Raw genomic sequence first — 19345 nt, 5'->3', positions numbered from 1 at the left:
TAAGCCTTGAGATTAGCTGGAGCTATGTATTTTAGAAAATATAATTTCCCTAAATAAATTAAGCATCGGGTATTTCCGGTTCTACCAGCTTAGCTAACTTTTCAAGCGATTCCTGCCAACCCAGGTAACACATCTCTACAGGTATAGCTGAGGGAATTCCTTCCTGTGAAATTTTAATTTCAGTGCCCACCAAGGTTTTTTTCAGCCAAACTGAGGTAATCATCTCACCAGGTAGGTTTGGATCATCAAACTGATCGGTATACTTTAGAAACTCGTTTGGTGTAACTTCAAGATATTTTCCACCGAATGAATGACCATTGGAGGTAGAAAAATTTTGAAAGGACATTTTAAAAGAACCTCCCAACTCTACTGTCATTTCGTGAACAGTACAAAGAAAACCATATGGAGGTAACCATGAAGCAATTGCCAGGGGCTCCGTGAATGCGCGGTATATTTTTTCTGGCGATGCTTTTAAAACTCTGTGCAATGAAACGGTGTTGTTCGACATAATATCATTTTTTAATTCCCTACTCTTTAGGCTTTTCGGTTGCGCCCGTTTTTGGAATGGTTGCTGCTCCACTAACCTATTGGTTTTAAATGTTAATTCCTGACTACACAAAGATGGCATGTAAGTTCGAGTTTGCCAGTGGTAATATGCGACAATGTTGGAGGGGTTTTACGGTCGGCGTGACCGATCTGTATCCCAGGAGTTAGTAAGATGTCTGATGGATTCCTGCTATTCTCATCCTTCTTGCAGTTTTTTGGCGATTGTAGGCACAACCCGGATTCTGCTACCGAAATTTTGTACCACGAAAACAGGAATTACCATCTAATTACAAGAAACCTATAAGCGAAAATTACCTTGGTCAAAATGAAGTTAGTTTTTCAAACCAATATCCAGCCCTTCCCTGTCAGGGCAAGGAGCGGCATCCTTTTGGAACAAAAGATACTTGCGACAAAGAAAGTTAAAAGGATTATAATTATCAGTAGAGGTTTTGCTGCTGCTTTATAAAGAGATAACCTGGGGACAATGCCCCAGGATTATCAGCGTGTGCACTCGCCATTAGTATGAGATCAGCCGGCGTTATATACCAAATACGGCACACAAAAGATCATTTTTTTGTTATACCAGACGATTAACTATTAACAATTAAGATTACACCTGATTCATATTATTAAGTTATACAGTAACTTACTTTTCCAGCAATGCAAAAACGCACCATAGGTATGGAGATTGCCCGTGCGAGTCGCCAACATTCCGTGGACGGTCGTAATAATACTGTTTATCATTTTTTTTATTTGTACCTACGCAGACTTCTGCAACATCTCCTTTTTCGTTGATGTAGGGCACCAGTGCCAGCCAGGCTTTCCTCGCCACCGGAGCATATTCCTGTTTATCTAACCAGCCATGTTTTACTCCACTAATTAACGCATAGGTAAACATCGCCGATCCTGACGTTTCGGCCCAACAGTCTGGCTCGTCAATCAGCTGGTTCCACATTCCGCCTGGTCTTTGGTAATCTTTCAAGCTTTTCATCATTGTTACATAACCTTTAAGTATGCGCGGGCGGTCTTTATTATCTTTAGGTAACAACCGCAACAGTTCCGTCATGCCTGCAGCCATCCAGCCATTACCGCGCCCCCAGTAAAAAGGTACATCAGGTGCATGGTAGAAAAGACCATTAGGCCGCTGTAATTCATCCAGATAAAGTACCATTTCTTTAGCGGCGCGATCGATATATTTTTTATCACCTGTGACTTTGTAAGCCTGGGCCTGAACAATGGTAATCATGTACATGTCGTCAATCCACAAACGGGTTTGCCATGAAAAACCTTTATCAGCCCATTCGTTTTGCTGCAAACTTGCTTTTTGCGGAACCGCCCATTGGGTATCTGCATAAGGCATGCCTAAGTCAAAATACTTTTTATCCTTGGTAATCTGGTACAATTCCAAAGGCAGGCTGCCGAACATATTCAAATCAACATGGTTCATAATGGGCAATAGCTGCTTTTCCTGAGCGGTTAATTTCTCAAACCGCTCTTCCAGACGCGACAAGAGCGCTTTATCTTTTGTTAATTTAGCATATTTAAGTGCTCCGGTCCAATTGAAAGTTTCCGGATAGCTGATCCATTTCCCGGCGTGGAGCATGTGTTTTTTATCGAGAAAGCGGTAAGCTAAACGTTTCCCTACTTCTTTTGGGCCAAATCCTTCAGGAAAATCTTTTAGCGGATTGTTCTGGGCAAACAGGAACTGGAATGGAATTAAGAGTACAAATAAGGCAATTAATTTTCTACACATTTTGATTGATAATTAGTTTAACGTTTTTTTGATTACAGGAAAAATTTTTCCTTCAGAAAAATATAATCAGAAACCACATTTAACATGGTTTGATAATAAATATTCCTACTCTGCCCTTCTACATTAAAGCAGACCACATGGCCGACACCATCTTCTATTTCAGAAACAACCAATCTAAAATCAGACGAATAAAGCCAGGAATGCAACGCTGAATCGGATTGATCGATGTAGCATTCTACACTATAAGCCCTGGGCGGTAAATCTGTAAAACTTAGGCTATATGCCACTGGCAATTGCACGATACCATAACCTAAAAGATCGATCAGGACTTCTATTCTTTTAACTACTTTTTCGGTCATTTTTCCCATACCATCGTCTTTAGTGACAAGTATTTTCTATAGTGATTTTGCCCAGCAATTAATAACCAGCATTTTGTTCCAGTTTTGCCCCATTGTTTCGTTCAATTTCGGACGCAGGGATTGGCCAGAGGTTATAGGTAGTTAAAACATCGTTATAATAAGGATTACATTTTTTTACGCGATCGTAAACCAGCCCCAGCCTCATCAGGGTAACCCGTCTTTTTTCTTCGGAGCCCAGCTCGCGCATACGCTCGTCCAAAATATAATCGATATTTACATTAGCCGGCAATACAGCAGATGCATTTGATCTGCTGCGTACCACATTAATATCTGCAGCTGCTTTATCCGGCTGGTTTAAACCCAAATAAGCTTCGGCTCTCAACAGGTAAGTTTCTGCCAGCCTGAACATGTATTGATCAGCATAAGTTCCGCCTGCGCTTGCCTTAAGCAACAGTTGCGATTTATCCTGGAACATGCCATCAGGATGATCGCCCGGGGTGGTTACCTTTGATTGAAAAGCATAGAAATCTCTTCTTGGCACGGTTATACCTGCAGGTGGATTAATGGTAGATATGGTTTGCCCGAAACGCGGGTGTGCAGGGTTGGTTACTTTAAATTCGCGCACAAAATTAAAAGGTGCATTTCTAAGGTCGTTATTAAAATCGCTTTGCCAGATTACATCCGAAAAATATTTGGTCGGTATTGCCCAACCGATTCCCCTGCCACCAGTATAATCGCTAATTGGATACAGAAATGGCTGGACACTGCTACCAGCGAGCCTAAAGTTTAAAAATTGTGGAGCAAAATGTCTTTCCATCTGATAAGAACCACTAATACCTGTAGAAACGGCGCCGCCGCCCGGCACGTCTGTTTCAAACTGGATTACCCAAAGGCCTTCCTTATTGGTGCTATTTTTTCTATTTTGGTTACCTCTTTGAAAAAGATCCCAATACACATTTTTTGTAGCATCTGACGCTTTAACTCCAAATCTGGTGGTCATGAGGCCAACATTGGGATTACTGATTACAGTAGAGGCAGCATCTGCGGCATTTTGAAACTGCCCTGCGGCCAGGTATACTTCTGATAAAAGATGATACGCCGCAAGGTTGTTTACCTCTCCATCCTGCACCAGATTAATGGCTGGCAAATTTAACACTGCAAATTTGAGGTCGCTGATGGCCTGCTCCAGTACCGCAGCTTTGGGTGCCCTTACATAATCTGTTTTGGGTGATACCACCTCTGTTGTATTTAGGGGTACACCACCATATAGATAGGCAAGTGTACGGAAGGCCATACCCCTGAAAAACTTTGCTCTCGCTTCCATTAGTGTTTTATCGGCTGGTGCTAATTCAGAAGCTGGAATCCGGCCGATAATGGTATTGGATTCAGCAATTATCTTGTATAGTGAAGTCCAGTGGATCAAAGGGATTTCGGTACTCAATGGCGAATAGGCCGCAACCATATTGGTGTGCCTTGTGGTAGCCGGCTGACCATCAAAAACCAGATCGCAACCAAACACATAATCGAACGGCCTTTGTTCTCCGCTGTTGTAAAACTCACTTCTTACCCGGCCATATAGATTGTTAACTGCAGCATCAAAATCTTTAACAGTGGTGTAGGCATTTGTTGTACTCAAGAAATCGAGCGGTTCTTCGTCCAAAAAAGACTTCTTGCAGGAGAAAAACAGGATGGTAGTTGCAGCTATAATAGTAAAGGTTATCTTTTTCATCGCTTTTAGTTTAAAATGTAACATTAAGGCCCACAGAATATCCTTTAAATACAGGCCTTCCGTCGTTGGTTAATCCTTGATTGGTTTCCGGATCCCAACCGTCCCACTTGGTCCATGTAGCCAGGTTTCTTCCACTTACAAATACATTTAGGTTTTGTAGTTTCATCCGCTCAATCAGTTTTCCGCTAAATTTATAAGAGAGCGATACATCCTGTAAGCGCACAAAACTGCGGTTTTGAAAAAGTGGCGGATTTAAGGTTGCTGAAATAATAGAACGGGGATATTTGCCATCCGGATGATCGGGCGACCAAAAATCTATCCCACTCATATAATTGTTCCTGATAGAGTTATCATCTCTGATGAGCCTTGGCGTATTGCCCGCGAGATAAGATTTATCCCCGCCCTGCACCGAATTTAAGAATATACTTAAGGTGAAATTCTTATACTGAAACTTATTCAGCAAACTGATCCTGTAAGCTGGAGCTGATGACCCTAAAACAGTTCTGTCGCTGGCATTGATTGCCCCATCGCCATTTTGATCAACGATGCGATAGGTTCCCGGCGAATAGCCCGTTGGAATCTGCTCTCCAACCTGCCAAATTCCATTCACCTGATAGTCGTAAATTACGGCGGTGGATTGACCGATGAAAAGCCCACTTTGCGGAAGATCATCTTCAAGGCCATCGCCATTAAGATCGCCCAACAGTTTAACCACCTTATTCACATTTCTGGCAAAATTTAAGGCAGAAGTCCATTTAAATTTGCCACTATTGATATTTTTCGAGTTTAAAGAAAGTTCAAGTCCTTTATTGTTCAATTGCCCGATGTTGGTGAGGATATTACTGAAACCCGTAACCACAGGGATATTAACAGAATACAGAAGATCGGTTGTTTTGGTATCATAATATTCAATTACACCTGAAAGCCTGTTTTTGAAAAGGGTAAATTCCAAACCCAGATTTGCACCTGTGGTACGCTCCCATCTTAAATCTGGATTAGACAACGAATTAACCTGCTGACCAAACTGCGTAGAACCGCCATCACCAAAAACGTAGGAAGCACTCACTCCTACATTGGCCAATGAAGAATATCTTGAGGTCTGATTTCCGGCAACGCCGTACCCTACCCTTAATTTAAGGTTGTCTACCCAATTCACTTTAAAAAACGATTCTCTCGAAATATCCCAACCTGCAGATATTGATGGAAAAATCCCATATTTGTTATTTTCTGCAAAGCCAGAAAATCCATCCCTTCTGATCGTACCGGTAAACAGGTACTTACTTTCGTAATTATAGTTTAAACGGAACATCTGATAATTAAGAGTTTCTTTCCAGGCATTGGATATTGCAAACCGGTTAGTGCCCTGTTGCAGGTTGTCATAACCCAGGGTCAACCTTGAAAAACCTGTTGCGTAAGCCCTGGTGTAGCTGTTATCGCGTTCAATGGCACCATATAGTAAAGTTCCGGTAAAGCTATGTTTGCCAATAACTTTATTATAAGTTAAAAGGTTATCAAAGGTATAATCGTAATAAGTGGTATTTTCTTTTGAAGCCTGCCCTGTAAGGTTAGCATCATACATATTGGAGATGTTTTTAAAATCGAGGCGGTAATTGTTACCGAAACTTATTTTATAGCTCAAACCTTTAACGGGCAGCTGTAAATTACCGTAAACATTGGCAAAGAAATAGTTGTGACGGTCGTAATCATCAGCCTGATAGGTTAACAGCGGATTGGTTACATTCGTATTAAATGGATTAATTTTCAGGTTTCCATTATTATCCCAGGGAAGGATTAACGGAGACATTAAATTGATATCTACGAAATTTGGCTCTACCCCGTCCTCATTCACAAAAGTCCCGAAGGATTGCAAGCCAATGGTAAGCCAATCTGTTGCTTTTGTTTCGATGTTTGCCCTGATGGTTTTTCTTTTAAAAACATCGTTTTTGATAAAACCCGAATTTCTGGTTAAACTGCCCGATAAAAGGTAATTGATCTTATCGGTTCCGCCCGAAACGCTAAGCTGGTTATCTACAATTGCTCCGGTTTTAGTAGCTTCATTATACCAGCTAAAATCATTTGGCAGGAGGTTTCCCTGCGCATCTTTCATCGATGCATCAACTTTGCTTACCAGGTCGAATGCCGGATTAGGTTGCGTAAAATCAGGAGCTAAAAAAGCCTGATCATAGTATAAATATTTAATATGATCCAAATATTCATCCCTGGCCATTGGTTTTAAATCAATATTTGGTTTTTGGGTAGCATACTGAGAAGAAAAAGAGATTCTGGTTCTACCAATAGCACCTTTTCTACTGGTAATGAGGATAACACCATTTGCCGCCTGGGCCCCATACACTGCCGTAGCACTTGCATCTTTCAGTACGTCTATCGAGGCAATGTCATCCGGATTAATCGAAGTTAACGAGCCATTGTATTGTACTCCATCTAAAATAATCAGTACATTTTGGTTCCCGCCCAGCGTATTTTGCCCCCTAATGCTAATACCTGGCGTTGCACCGGCGCGGTTAACCTGCCCAACATTTAAACCTGGAACCGTTCCCTGTAAAAGGTTTGCCACGTTAGTGGTAGGTGCATTTCTAAAATCATCGAGATTTGCCCGCACTACTGATCCGGTAACATCAGCCTTCTTTTGGGTACCATAACCCACAACCACCACTTCATCAAGGTTAGCTTGTGAAGATTTTAAAATGACATTAATGTTTTTAAGATTGCCTACCGCTACTTCCTGCACATCATAACCGATATAAGAAAACAAAAGAACGGTTTGTTCATTGGCTACATTGATCTTATAAACACCATTTTCGTCGGTTACAGCTGTCGTTGTACCATTTTTAACCTTAACAGACACCCCCGGTATCGGCGATTTTGTTTTTTCGTCTGTTACTTTACCGGTTATGCTAATATCGGCCTGGCCAATGCCTGCAAACCAAAGTTTTTTATTTAGTATTGTGGTTATATCACCTTTATTATTGGCATTTGCCGTTGTTGCAATGGCCAATACCGCGACCTGTAAAAAAGTTATGGCTATAATTCTTTTGAATAGAACTTGATATTTCATATTTGGTTAAGTTATTGGATGCGGAAACCCTAGGGTTAAATCGGCATTAATGGCTAAGCAAAACTTGCAAAGCCGCAAATGTTTTATATTTGGTTTCCTGGTATCAAAGTAAAAAAATGCTGGTAACAAAAACTGTTCATTCCTTTGTCGTTTTATCTCAAATTGATCTTTATTGTTAATACTTTGGGAAGCTTATAGCCCACCAAACACTATTATTCTCCAACAGGAACCGGAATATTCAGCCCTGTTGCTACAGCAGTTCCAAAATTTGGCGAGCCATCCGCATTCCAGGTCAGCTTTTGCATTCTCGGCGTTCTTGATCCATTGGTGGTATTGGCAACGCTACGGGCGTGGTAAATAAACCAGTTTTCGCTATGCAACACTCCATTGGGATCAGTATAACTACTGGTAAAAAATCCATTATGGCCAGGGCCATAAACACCGTTGGCCTCGCTTTTAACAAACACCTGCTTTTTATTGATCCAATCGCCGGCTACCATGGGGTCGCCCCCATCTTTTAACTGTATTTGCGCTAAACAGTAATTATCACTGCTGTACCTGCTGGCAGAATAAATAATAAATACCGGACTGTCGGCATCTTTTCTGAGCATGATCGGTCCTTCATTAACACCCGCGCCCAATGAACCACTTGGTTCGTATTTTTCCCAATTGTTGGTTGGCGATGATATTTTTATCCTATCGCTGCTTATTGTCCATGGATTAGCCATCTGCGCGATGTAGATATACTGTTTGTACTTGGTGGCCACATTTTCCCATCCCGACCAAATAAAATAGTTTGTTGTGCCTATGGTTAATACTGAACCATCGATAGCCCATTGATCGCTCGGATCGCTTATTTTCCCTTTAAAAGTCCATGTACCGGTGGTTGGGTCGGCATTTGGGTTTTCCAGCACAAACATGCGGTGGGTAACGTCGCCCCCATCATTTGCTGCAAAGTAGAGATACCATTTACCAGATAGGAAATGTAATTCGGGCGCCCAGATATTAGAAGAATAAGCCGCACCAGCCGGAGGTGTCCACACCACGGTTTCTACTGCTGTAGATAATAACGACATCGACCTGGTTTTTCTCAGTCCGATATTATTGCCCCGCGTATACATAAAATAATAATAGCCGTCTTTTTGGGCAACATAGGGGTCGGCCCTGCTCGCGTTGATCAGTGGATTCTGGAAATTCGTATCATGAAAGTTAAACATCCCCTGTGTACCTGTTAGCACGGTTTTTTGCCTTATTTTAGCACCTGGTGTACCGCTTTCGGGGTCAACAGCCATTTTCATCCCTGTGGCTTTGTTGGTAAGGGTATATACATTATTGCTACCCGTATAAGCGATAGCCCACTGTTGCGCATCACTGCCATCGTCTGTACCTTGTTGTAAAATAGCTCCAGATGTTGCTGATGGCGATTTTAAACATTTATTGCTGGTGATATTGATCAGTTTGTAATAAGTAGCATCGGTTTTCACCAGCTTCCATTTCTGTCCATTGTTCGGGAACCAAAACCATTGCTGGATGGCCGCATTTTCTGCCGTTGAGTTACCCGTAACTTCAACCACAGGACCATCTGGTAAGGATGCCATCCCACGGATCCGATATATTGCCCCGTCAATTAAGGTGCCCAAGGGAGGTGCCGCAGCAATTACGTTTAACGCTGCCAGTTTTTCGATCTTGTTTACCTCGGTATTCTCGGTTGACGGTCCTTTCTGACAAGAACCTGTTAAACCCAGAAATGCAGCTGCCAGATGAATCAATAATTTGTTTCTCATAAAAAATACTAAAACTGCAAAGGCATGGTACCGCCGAGAGAAGAAATTTGCAGCAGGGTTATTAATTTGGTTATTTCAAATCAAAGTAAAGGAATGATGCCCGTAAAATTTGTTCATCTTTTTGTCGATATGTCTCAAATCAATTTCCAAAAACCATTCAAGCAACTGATAATCAGAACGCAACAAAATATCTGTTTAAAATTGGACTATCAGGTACTAAAACACAGGTTACACAACAATCCGATTTACATATATTTGATATTAACTTGAATATGCGGTTTGTATTATTTTTCGTGTTATGGAGTACATTTTTTGCAGGCACTACCTGCGAAGGGCAATCTTATTATTTTAAGCAATACCAGGCTGATGATGGTTTGGCGCATAATTCGGTACACGCTATCATACAGGACAAAAATGGTTTTATCTGGATTGGCACCAGAGGTGGACTAAACCGCTTTGATGGCTACACTTTTAAAACCCTAAAGAACGAAAAAAGTAAATTTGGGAACATCGGCAATAACATTATCATCAGTCTTATTGAAGATAAAAAGGGGATGCTTTGGGTTGGGACCGGCCGCGGAATTGTAAAATATAACCCATATAATGAAATATTTACCCCGCTGGAACAGGCACCACAGAACTATATTAGCCACATTATAATCGATCATCATAACGATCTGTATTTTTTGGCAAACAATCAGCTACATAAATATATCCAGAACAGCAACAAGGTAGTGAACCTGAAAATTTCGGCCTCATGCATCGCTGTTGATTCACGGAGCAATATCTTGTTGGGAAATGATGATGGCCAGTTGATTACCTATCATCCGGAAAACGGATCTAAAGATAGTGTCAGAATAATCAGTCGCGAGGTTCCGGTAAACCTGCGGTCGATCAGTAAAATATTTCCCGCTGCCGGCAATACTTTATTGATTGGCTGTTTTAAACAGGGACTAAAAAGTTATGATACCAAAAGCGGTCTAATTAAATCGTTGATTTTGCGAAACAGTGATAATACTGATATTTATGTGCGAGATATTACTGCCGGAGAAAATCAGGAATATTGGATAGCCACAGAATTTGGCATATATATTTATGATCTGGTAAACAATACCTGCAAAAACCTCCGTAAAAAAGCCGGCGACCCCTACTCCCTTCCTGATAATGCGGTTTATACAGTCTGTAAAGACAATGATGGTGGCATGTGGGCTGGTACTTATTTTGGTGGACTGGGTTACTATTCAAAGCGCAATGCAAGGTTCGAAAAATATTACCCACTGCTTGGAAGCAATTCTATTTCAGGAAACGCGATCAGAGAAATTTGTCCTGACGAAAAGGGCAGTTTATGGATAGGCACCGAAGACGCAGGCATCAATAAACTGAACTTAAAAACAGGTATTTTCACCAATTATACCGCTAAAGGCAAGAAAGGGGACGTATCGTATCCGAATATCCATGGTTTATTTGCATTCAACAATCAACTTTTTATTGGTCCATTCCTGCACGGGCTGGAAATCATGGATATAAAAAGGGGAATTATAACGGACCGGTTCAAAACCATTGTTGAAAAAAATGAGGCGACAAGCGATTTTGTGCTGTCTATATACGTCTCCAGAGATGGTACCATTTATGTGGGTACAGGCTATAATACCCGATCAGGACTGTTTGTGTTTAATCAAGATGCCAGAACATTTAAAAGGATCGAACAGATTCCCAATTCATCCGTTTACGACATATATGAAGACAGTTTCGGTTACATCTGGACAGGAAGCCTCACTCGGGGTGCGTTTTATTACCATCCTAAAACAGGCAAACATGGCAACATCAGCTTCGGTGACCAAACTAAGGACAAGACCATAAGCCAGTTTGCAGTTTGTGGTATAATGGAAGACAGCAACCATGCTATGTGGTTTACCACTCAGGGTAGCGGCTTAATCAGGTTAAGCCCGGATAGGAAAGTAATAAAAAAATTCAATACCGAAAATGGTCTACCCACCAATATTCTGTTCCGTGCCCTTGAAGATAATTCTAAATGTCTATGGATAAGTTCGTTCAAAGGAATGATCTGTTTAGATCTACGTACAGAAAAAATAAAGATTTACACTAAATCCAACGGATTGATTGCCGATCAGTTTAACTTCAGTTCTGCTTATAAAGATCCAAATGGTAGAATGTATTTCGGATCCGTAAGGGGCATGATTTCTTTTAACCCAAAAGATTTTGAGCAAAAAGATACCGCACCACCCACTTTTATTACGGGTTTCCAGATCAACAATAAGGAAGTTCTTCCCAATATTGAAAATAGTCCGCTTAGCAAATCAATTTCTTATACCGATACGATTGTAGTTGCCCACGACCAGAACAATTTCAGCATCGAATTTGCTACACTGAACTACTCCTCGCCCGAAGTGACCAGGTATGAGTATGTGATGAAAGGTGTAGATCAGGCCACAACCTACCTGAACAACAATAGAAAAGCTTATTTTACAGATTTATCTCCAGGCAGTTACACTTTTCTGGTAAGGGCAAAAAGTAATGTAGGGAGTTGGACCGGAAAAGAGTGCCGCCTTTTTATTAAAATCCTTCCACCATTTTGGAAAAGTATTACGGCATACATTTGTTACCTGTTGATGATCGCAACCGGGCTTTTTCTGGCTATACGCTATTATCACCGTTATATTGAGCGCAAAAACCTCAATAAATTACAGTTATTCGAACACGAAAAGGAAAAAGAGATTTACCAGGCCAAGATCGAATTTTTCACGAATATTGCGCATGAAATACAAACGCCGCTAACCTTGATTTTAGGCCCTGTTGAGATGATGCTGGAGGAGGCAAAGGAGCAGCCCCTAAAAAGCAGTTTGCTCATGGTCGAAAAAAATGCGAACCGCCTGGCCAAACTGACCAATCAGTTGCTCGATTTCCGCAAGACAGAAATGCACCAGTTCGGCTTAAATTTTGTAAATACGGATATCAATAACCTGTTAAAGGAACAGATAAATGCTTTTGAGCAGGAAGCTCAAAAAAGCAACATCTCCCTTGATCTTGAACTACCCAAAACGCACATCATTGCATTTGCCGATAGAGAGGCCTTGATAAAGATTTTTAACAATTTAATCTCCAATGCGATTAAATATGGAACAAATAAAGTAAATGTACGGCTCAGTACTGCTGGTGAAACAGAAGGTCGTTTTAACGTTACTTTCGCCAATGATGGGAAAGGCATTCCCCAGCAATACCGCGCGCAGATTTTCGAACCGTTTTTCAGGTTATATGGCAAAGATAAACCGGGTACGGGTATAGGGCTTTCGCTGGCAAAATCGTTGGCCGAACTGCACAATGGCTCACTCATGTTATTAGAAGGTGATGCTGACAAAGTGGTTTTTGAACTAATTTTGCCTATACATCAAAAATTTGAATTTAAATTGAGTAGCTGGAAAAAGATAAAATAAACATGACTGACAGTATTTTAATTATTGATGATAATGAAGATATTCTTGAGTTTTTAACTCAGGTATTCGGGAACACCTACAAATTGCATTTGGCCATTAATGGAGAGGTTGCGCAGGAAATTCTGGATAATGAAATCGTAGATCTTATCATTTCGGATATTATGATGCCCGGGATTGATGGTTTTGAACTTTGCAGGCTCATCAAATCGAACGTAGAATATTGCCACATCCCCATTATCTTATTGACATCTAAAAACACATATAAGGCGCATATTGAAGGGTTAGAAGTGGGTGCAGATCTTTATATCAAAAAACCATTTTCGCCGCAGCTGTTACGTGTTCAGGTGGCCAACCTGCTCCAGAACCGCTTAAAAATTAAAGCCCATTTTGCAAGTGCGCCTTTCGAAGATGTGCGTGTAGTGGCAAACTCAAAAATTGAAGAGGCATTTTTGAAAAGGCTAGACGAATATGTGCGTAAAAACATTCAGGACCCTTATTTGGATATCGATCAGCTTGCGGATCATATGCACATGAGTCGCCCTACCCTATACAGGAAGATAAAAGCGATTTCTGCCCTATCGCCAAAAGAACTGATTGATGTTACCCGCCTTAAAAAGGCCACCAAGCTGATTGCTCAGAACGAATTCAGCTTTTTTGAGATTGCGAAGATGGTGGGTTACAGCTCTCAAAGCTTATTTAATAAAAATTTCCTACGATATTTTAAAGTCACTCCCCAGGAATATATGAATTCGCTTAGTAAGGATACCAAGGATGAAGAAATTTAAGCAAAAAAAAGATGACCAGATTTAATCCAACCATCTTTTATTCATAGTACGGTTAATATTTGAATACTTTTCCCTCTACCATAACCTGCTGACGAGTGACGTCAAAGCTTGCTTTTCCTCCGGTGCGCACAGCAGCATTGGTCATAATATTAGCAATTGAATGTTGATAGCCTGCCTCAACAGGCGCATTAGGTTCTTTTCTACTGCGGATGCACTCCAGCCAGTTGCGCATATGGTTAGAACTTAACACATCTGCACCTGTATTGGCTGATGCCGCTGCCGCAGAAGGTGCAGCAAGTTTAATTTCGGGCAACAGGTTCGGCTTCATTTTCATCGCCGCCGCCGCTCTTGCCGTTAAACCACCATGCGGCGATATGGTATTGGTCATGAGGTTTAATTCTCCCCCATTCGAATAGTAGATTTCTGCCGGTCTTTCATCCCCGTTATGCATTCTGGAGGTAAATACCACCTGGAAACCTTTAGTCATATCGTCAAGCGGGCCATAGTCAAACACAGCAGTGGTGGTATCCCAATTGCGGCGACCGTCTTTCCATTGATAAATCCCACCGTTTGCAGTTACACTTCGCGGGTGAGATAATCCGGTAAACCAATGCACCGTATCAATTTGATGGCTCATCCATTGCCCGGGCATACCTGATGAGTATGGCCAGAAAAGGCGGTATTCGAGGTATATCCTGGGATCAAAGGCTTCGTATGGCCGGTTTAACAAAAAGCGTTTCCAATCGGTATCTTGTTCTTTCAGCTTGGCCACCAAATCGGGGCGGCGCCAACGGCCAGGTTGGTTTACGTTCCAGCTCAACTCTACCATGGTAAGACCACCAAATTTACCTGCTTTGATAAAATCGGCAGCAGCCTGGTAATTTTGTCCACTGCGGCGTTGCGAACCAATCTGCAGAATCTGTTTCGAAGACCTCACCGCTTTCAATGCTGCATTGGCATCATCCATGGTTTCGGCAAAAGGTTTTTCGCAATACACGTCCTTTTTGTTTTTAACAGCCTCTATGGCGTGCAACGCATGTGCAAAATCCGGTGTACTGATGATTACGGCATCAAGGTCTTTCAATGCATAAAGTTCGTCATTGTTTTTACAGGAAGTAATGTTATGGCCGATTTTACTTTTAATGTGTTCAGCACCTAAATCACGACGGTAACTCCATAGGTCAGAAAGGGCAACAATATCAAAGTTAAGTTCCTTATTATGGTTCAAAAAGCACGGGAACAGCGTATCTTTAAAGCGATCAGAAAAACCAACCACGCCAACCCTAACCCGGTTATTGGCACCGATAATATTCGCATAACTTTTGGCCGACATCCCAAAAGTACCTGCATAAGTTCCTGCTGCAGCAATAGCTGCCTTTTTTATAAAGTCTCTTCTCGATTCTTCCATAACACTCATTATTTAAGTATTTTTATTTTGATGTTTCTGTACGAAACATTGTTGCCGTGATCCTGGATCAGGATATGTCCCTTTTTAGCTTCTCCAAAGTTTTTCCATGTTTTGTATTTACTTCCAGCCACCAGTTTTCTGAAAGCTTCTGATCCGCGCTCATACTCCACCACTTTTACGCCGTTTAACCAATGTTCTACATGGTTGTTCGGGTAAACACGAATCTCACCACTATTCCATTCGCCGATGGCTTTAATTACCGAAGCAGGTTTGTTTGATGGAATAAGATCATACAAAGAGGCAAGCTTTCGGTTACCGTTTTTCCCCAGTTTCGCATCAGGATGTTTTTCATCATCCAGTACCTGAAACTCAAGACCGATGCCAGACAGATTGGTTTTTTCTTCTTCAGTTACAAAATATTTTATCCCACTGTTGGCACCTGCAGTAAGTTTGAAATCGAATTTTAATATGAAAGCCGAATATTTATCTTTGGTTACGATATCGCCACCTGAACCCTGCTCTTTTCCATTGGATGCCAATACCGTTAAAATTCCATCTTTCATCCCCCAACCTTTGGCAGGAAACTGTGCTTTAAATATCGCACGCCAACCGCTTGCATCCTTGCCGTTCCAGAGCAATTTAAACCCTTCCTTTTTTTCGCTTTTGCTGAGTATATTTTGAGCATAAGTTAGGTTTACGGCAAAAATGCCCAATATTAGCAAGTAAATTAACCTGTGGTTTTTCATTGAATTTTAATTTATAGTTATTTTGATGTGTTTAAAGATTTGAGTTTGCAATTACTTTTGCGGGTGCTTAAAGAACAAACACACAATAAGTGTGATAGCGCTTCATTGGTATCCGCTTGCCGGTAGTCGTAGCATTTACAATATGATTTGATTTACGGGTTTATAATTGGTTAATGCCAAAGTAAGCCAATGTACCTTGTAAAATATGTTCAATTTATTGTTGATTTGTCTCATTTTACCTGATCAAAAACCGTAAAAAAAGAAGAATCGCCAGATTAAAAGCTCGTTTATAAACACATAACCGAACAGACAAAAACACAATTAACACATTAAAAATCAATAACTTAAAAATAAAAAATAACTAAAAACGGATTAAAAAAGAGTAGGTTGCGCCACAATGATTAGTAATAAAACATTCATTTGTGAGTGGTGCTCCAACTTTGGCAGCCCTTTCTCCCTGTGTATAATTGTTTATTTTCGGAAAAATAACCAAATACCAAAAAGACAATTTATACCTTGAAATACATGATCACTTTTCGATTATCTACATTTTTAAAAAAACATATAAACGGTGTTGTAGGAGCAAAAAAAACGAACAAAATAGCAGCAAAAATGCCCTGTAACTTAACAATACAACCTTTGTGTACTTGCATGGTTTATTTGCTGATTAGCTTTTGCCTGTTTTCCTGCGGACTAAAAAAAACACAAACCGAAAACTCCCACACAGAAAACATTACGCACCTGCTGGTAAACCCCGCCCTCCCAGGCGATAATCCGGATCCTTCTATCATTAGGGTTGGAAAGGTGTATTACGCCACTTCTACCACAAACGAGTGGGCTCCTTATTTTACTATATATAAATCAACCGACCTTAAAAACTGGAAACTGATCAACCATGTTTTTCCGGATGGATTTAAGGATATGAAAAACCAATGGGGCGAAAATAACTTTTGGGCATCGGAACTGGTTTATGATCAGAAACAGCACCGGATTTATGCCTATTATACAGCGCACAACAGGGAAACAAAAGGTAATCCGGGTTTACAGTGCGGCACAGCCTGGATTGATGCAGATAAAATTGAAAGCGGTAAATTTACCGATAATGGTCCCGTTATTATTGAAGATGAATGTGGCGCAATAGACGCATTTGAATTGCCACACAATGGCAAAATTTATGCTTTCTGGAAAAATGACGGTAATGGCTGTGGCAAAGAAAGCTGGATCTGGAAACAGGAAATTAATGCTAGCCGGACAAAATTACTCGGGCAAAAGAGCAAAGTATTTACCAATAGTCAGCCTTGGGAAACCGGATTGGTTGAAGGCGCTTGTTTTTTTACTTTGGGAGAATATGTTTACAGCCTCTATTCTGTTGGCGGCTGCTGTGATGCAAAATGCAATTACAAAACAGGAATTGCCAGAACGAAAGACCTGAATAGTGGTGTTTGGGAGAAATACAGCAACAACCCGATAATGGTGAGTAACGACAAGTGGAATTGCCCCGGCCATGGCACAGTGGTAAAAACTGCAGACAACAGGTTGTTTATGCTGTACCATGCCTTTAACAAAAGTTATGATGTTTTTGTAGGCAGAGAGGGCATTATAGAAGAATTAATTGTTGGTGTTGATGGCTGGCCTGTATTGCATAATGCAACCCTCCCCAACCGGCCAAAGGCCGACCTTAATTTTGTCGACAATTTTGAAAATGATCAAAAACTTGATCTTGCCTGGCAATGGCCTTCCAAATCGCAAAGGCCAGCGATGTCTTTTGATAAAGGGTTAACATTAGCAGCATCTGATGAAAACCATGCACTTGGCACCTTTCTGGGTCAGTACATTAAAACGGTAAATTTTAGCATCAGTGCCGAAATAAAGCCCAGTGCAGCAAAAACAGGAATTTGCCTGGGCGGTGCCATTTTTAAAAGCAAATGGCCCGGCGAACTTGGTGGAATAGGCATCACAGCCTCGAAAGATGGCTTTGTTGTTTTTGATAATTTTGAAGGTGCATACACGATTCTTAAAGCATCAAAAGAAAGTTTAGCTGGCCCGGTGCAATTGAAAATGCAGATCAGTAGCGGTGGGAAACAAATAGAATTTTTTCATAAAAAACAAGGAGCAGAATGGCTTAGTTTTTATCGTACAGATTTTTTAGCAGCCAAATATGTACCCTGGGGAATGGGATACAGAGCCGGTATTGTCGCAAAAGGAAATCTTTCGCAAACAGGGACTTTTAGCAGTTTTAGATTAATGAATAATTAATGATGCCATTGAAAGCTGATTATTTTAGATTGAGGAATAGTAAATCTTATCCAGAGGATTAATTTATTGTATAAAAGCAATATTAATGACAGGTAAATTTGCGAGAAATAATATCGTCATTTCGACTGAAGCTTACCGATTTTTCATCGGTAGCGTAATGGAGAAATCTTTAAACTTTTTGGTAACATAGTTCAAAGATCTCTCCACTCCGCTTTGCTTCGGTCGAGATGACGATTTTTCTACTGGGGGTTACAATTGTAGCCAGTCAAAGGACTTGCTTAAATATCTCACAAGCGTTTCGACTACTTACCCCGATTTCTAGACAAGCTCAACATTGACAAATTCCGAATGAGCTTACAAATATGATACAGCCCCTTTATTTTCTATTAGCCATTTACCGGACACTAATATTTTAAAAAACCTGATCTTTAAACAGCTAGCCTACCATTGAATTTGCTGATCCTGATCCGGTATCAATGTATTCAGGTCGCGCTGCATGGATAATGTCCCATCCACTTTATATTTTAACCTTTGCCCGGGCACTGTAGTATAATCCTCAAACTCATAGGATAAATAAAGGGTGGTGTAAATATGTTTCAGGTATGGAAGTTTTGGGTCCCAGGCTTCATCTCTGGTATAATATGATTGAAGTGCACCGATTTTAAATTTATTATTTGCAGTATTATCGCTCCAGATTTCTAACTTTTTCTTCTGTATATCGATATTCTGATCGGTAAACTTAATAAATACCTTATAGTTTTTGCGGTCCAGGTAATCTATATCCCTGATTCCGGCATATAGAAAAATAGTTTTATCATCCACCACAAAAGTTCGGTGGGTATTTAGGGTTAAGGGTTCAGTATCACCATCGAGAAATATTTTATACAAAGTACCTCCATATTCTCCAGAATAATCATTAAATGGAGTAATCCGCAGCATAGCCCTACGATAATATTTTTGTGGATTGGCCTGATAATCATAAGAAGGATCGTTTAAGATCTGTAACGGTAATACCCATTTATCAGATTGATCCAGATCTCCCAAAGTAAAATCGATGGGTACAGTAACTGTGCTTACCCCTGCCGGTACATCTATGGTTTGGGGCATCGTATAATACTTCTGGTCCAATTGTTTAAAATACAGCTCCTGTCGGTGCCCATACTGCTCCTGATTTAATTTTGCCAGCGTATCAGGGTCTAAGCCGAGATGTATGGTACGGCTTTTTAGATTTGGTGTAGAACCACTGATGATAATCGGAAGGTTAAACCTCACCTTTCCTGTGGCATTATAACGTAAATAACTCCAACTTACTCCCTGGGCAGTCGGATTTGATTTAAATGATGCTGTTTGGACGAATTGTTCTTCCTTCCATTCATCATTACATGAAACAAAGCATGCCGCTGTTGTTATCAATAAAAATAGGATATATATATACTTCTTCATTTTTTGCA

12 protein-coding genes are annotated in these 19345 nt (G+C 40.7%); 3 read left to right on the top strand and 9 right to left on the bottom strand.

Features of this window, described 5'->3' with window-relative positions; all coding sequences use genetic code 11:
• Positions 1-58 precede the first annotated feature (58 nt).
• The 6 genes from QF042_RS11265 to QF042_RS11240 all read right to left on the bottom strand — a co-directional run bounded on the left by QF042_RS11265 (position 59) and on the right by QF042_RS11240 (position 9247).
• Positions 59-508 carry an SRPBCC family protein gene (locus QF042_RS11265; protein ID WP_307528306.1) on the bottom strand — a complete coding sequence of 150 codons (450 nt, stop codon included), beginning with the start codon at positions 506-508 and terminating at the stop codon, positions 59-61.
• A 684-nt stretch (positions 509-1192) separates the two neighbouring features.
• Positions 1193-2299, bottom strand: a complete 1107-nt coding sequence (locus QF042_RS11260; protein WP_307528305.1) for a glycoside hydrolase family 105 protein — start codon at positions 2297-2299, stop codon at positions 1193-1195.
• 32 nt (positions 2300-2331) lie between these two features.
• Positions 2332-2667, bottom strand: a complete 336-nt coding sequence (locus QF042_RS11255; protein ID WP_307528303.1) for a hypothetical protein — start codon at positions 2665-2667, stop codon at positions 2332-2334.
• Positions 2668-2716: 49 nt separating this feature from the next.
• The gene (locus tag QF042_RS11250) at positions 2717-4387 is read right to left on the bottom strand and encodes a RagB/SusD family nutrient uptake outer membrane protein (RefSeq protein WP_307528301.1); all 1671 of its coding nucleotides are present in this window, start codon (positions 4385-4387) and stop codon (positions 2717-2719) included.
• Positions 4388-4397: 10 nt separating this feature from the next.
• Positions 4398-7463: a TonB-dependent receptor gene (locus QF042_RS11245; RefSeq protein ID WP_307528299.1), complete on the bottom strand. Its 3066-nt coding sequence runs from the start codon at positions 7461-7463 to the stop codon at positions 4398-4400.
• 212 nt (positions 7464-7675) lie between these two features.
• On the bottom strand, positions 7676-9247 hold the full coding sequence (locus tag QF042_RS11240; protein ID WP_307528297.1) for a family 43 glycosylhydrolase: 1572 nt from the start codon (positions 9245-9247) through the stop codon (positions 7676-7678).
• 272 nt (positions 9248-9519) lie between these two features.
• On the opposite strand from QF042_RS11240, the gene QF042_RS11235 reads away from it, so the two are divergent.
• Positions 9520-12699, top strand: coding sequence for a two-component regulator propeller domain-containing protein (locus QF042_RS11235; protein ID WP_307528295.1), 3180 nt, complete (start codon positions 9520-9522; stop codon positions 12697-12699).
• A 2-nt stretch (positions 12700-12701) separates the two neighbouring features.
• Positions 12702-13484 carry a DNA-binding response regulator gene (locus tag QF042_RS11230; RefSeq protein ID WP_307528293.1) on the top strand — a complete coding sequence of 261 codons (783 nt, stop codon included), beginning with the start codon at positions 12702-12704 and terminating at the stop codon, positions 13482-13484.
• Between the two features lie 52 nt (positions 13485-13536).
• Here the strand turns inward: QF042_RS11230 and QF042_RS11225 are convergent, their stop codons facing one another.
• Both QF042_RS11225 and QF042_RS11220 read right to left on the bottom strand, forming a co-directional pair.
• Positions 13537-14892, bottom strand: a complete 1356-nt coding sequence (locus tag QF042_RS11225; protein WP_307533282.1) for a Gfo/Idh/MocA family protein — start codon at positions 14890-14892, stop codon at positions 13537-13539.
• 8 nt (positions 14893-14900) lie between these two features.
• Positions 14901-15638 carry a DUF1080 domain-containing protein gene (locus QF042_RS11220; protein ID WP_307528290.1) on the bottom strand — a complete coding sequence of 246 codons (738 nt, stop codon included), beginning with the start codon at positions 15636-15638 and terminating at the stop codon, positions 14901-14903.
• Between the two features lie 612 nt (positions 15639-16250).
• Between QF042_RS11220 and QF042_RS11215 the strand changes: the two genes are divergently transcribed.
• Complete coding sequence (locus QF042_RS11215) at positions 16251-17894, top strand: family 43 glycosylhydrolase (protein ID WP_307528287.1); 1644 nt, start codon at positions 16251-16253, stop codon at positions 17892-17894.
• 441 nt (positions 17895-18335) lie between these two features.
• Here the strand turns inward: QF042_RS11215 and QF042_RS11210 are convergent, their stop codons facing one another.
• On the bottom strand, positions 18336-19337 hold the full coding sequence (locus QF042_RS11210; protein WP_307528285.1) for a DUF4973 domain-containing protein: 1002 nt from the start codon (positions 19335-19337) through the stop codon (positions 18336-18338).
• Positions 19338-19345 lie beyond the last annotated feature (8 nt).

It is taken from the genome of Pedobacter sp. W3I1, from assembly GCF_030816015.1.
Taxonomy (GTDB): Bacteria; Bacteroidota; Bacteroidia; order Sphingobacteriales; family Sphingobacteriaceae; genus Pedobacter.
The sequence above is the reverse complement of the archived record's forward strand: the minus strand, read 5'-3'. Positions and strand labels throughout refer to the sequence as shown.

Bases quoted from the DNA above. Each gene is read 5' to 3' on its own strand.
- QF042_RS11250 (WP_307528301.1), bottom strand. From the start codon at position 4,387: ATGAAAAAGATAACCTTTACTATTATAGCTGCAACTACCATCCTGTTT.
- QF042_RS11215 (WP_307528287.1), top strand. From the start codon at position 16,251: ATGCCCTGTAACTTAACAATACAACCTTTGTGTACTTGCATGGTTTAT.
- QF042_RS11210 (WP_307528285.1), bottom strand. From the start codon at position 19,337: ATGAAGAAGTATATATATATCCTATTTTTATTGATAACAACAGCGGCA.
- QF042_RS11265 (WP_307528306.1), bottom strand. From the start codon at position 508: ATGTCGAACAACACCGTTTCATTGCACAGAGTTTTAAAAGCATCGCCA.
- QF042_RS11255 (WP_307528303.1), bottom strand. From the start codon at position 2,667: ATGGGAAAAATGACCGAAAAAGTAGTTAAAAGAATAGAAGTCCTGATC.
- QF042_RS11230 (WP_307528293.1), top strand. From the start codon at position 12,702: ATGACTGACAGTATTTTAATTATTGATGATAATGAAGATATTCTTGAG.
- QF042_RS11260 (WP_307528305.1), bottom strand. From the start codon at position 2,299: ATGTGTAGAAAATTAATTGCCTTATTTGTACTCTTAATTCCATTCCAG.
- QF042_RS11245 (WP_307528299.1), bottom strand. From the start codon at position 7,463: ATGAAATATCAAGTTCTATTCAAAAGAATTATAGCCATAACTTTTTTA.
- QF042_RS11220 (WP_307528290.1), bottom strand. From the start codon at position 15,638: ATGAAAAACCACAGGTTAATTTACTTGCTAATATTGGGCATTTTTGCC.
- QF042_RS11240 (WP_307528297.1), bottom strand. From the start codon at position 9,247: ATGAGAAACAAATTATTGATTCATCTGGCAGCTGCATTTCTGGGTTTA.
- QF042_RS11235 (WP_307528295.1), top strand. From the start codon at position 9,520: ATGCGGTTTGTATTATTTTTCGTGTTATGGAGTACATTTTTTGCAGGC.
- QF042_RS11225 (WP_307533282.1), bottom strand. From the start codon at position 14,892: ATGGAAGAATCGAGAAGAGACTTTATAAAAAAGGCAGCTATTGCTGCA.